Raw genomic sequence first — 661 nt, 5'->3', positions numbered from 1 at the left:
GTAGCGAGAATCGATAACAGTCTCAAGACGCGCCAGATCAACCGGGGCGCCTCTCGTATAGGCATCACGCGGGCTCTTCACATTCGCCAGTATCGCCGCCTGACGGTAGCGAACTACACGACCGTCGGGGTGAACGCGTCCGCCCGTTATCTGCTTGATGCCCTTGTCCCAATCTTGCGCAGAGCGCTTGTCCACGCCGACCCGTCTCGCAGCATCCGCCCGACTGACACCGTCGGCACGCAACCGCTCAAACCGTGCTCGTTGAGCGCGGGTGTCCTTCCCCGTGAAGATCCCCGCCTGATGCGCCCACTTGTAGCAAGTGACCCGCACGAACCCGAGCTCTTTCGCGACCTTCGACACGTTCCCCGTCGACGCCAGCAGGCGGAAGAACTCGGCCTTGTCCTCAGCCGTATAGACCCGGCTCTTCGCACGGGAAGTCGATACGCCAGCCTCATTTCGCCACCGGTAACACGACTCAACGCTCAGCCCCAGCTCAGCCGCGACAGCACGGATCGTGCCGCCACGATCAAGCCGACGGAAGAACTCGTCCCGCTCCTTCGCCTTGTACTGCACATTCTCTCTACCCCTCGGCCGAATAACCATCGCACGCACCTCTCGATCAGAGTGTTGCGACGATGGCTGGAACTCAAGCCGACGAGGG

1 pseudogene is annotated in these 661 nt (G+C 62.0%); it reads right to left on the bottom strand.

Features of this window, described 5'->3' with window-relative positions:
• Window positions 1–573, bottom strand: a pseudogene (locus tag RF646_RS13340) (hypothetical protein); the annotation flags it as partial.
• Between the last annotated feature and the right edge of the window lie 88 nt (window positions 574–661).

The organism is Kocuria sp. CPCC 205261 (assembly GCF_040981025.1).
Classification (GTDB): Bacteria; Actinomycetota; Actinomycetes; order Actinomycetales; family Micrococcaceae; genus Kocuria; species Kocuria marina.
Note: the sequence above shows the minus strand (reverse complement) of the source record. Positions and strands in the feature narration are given on the sequence as shown.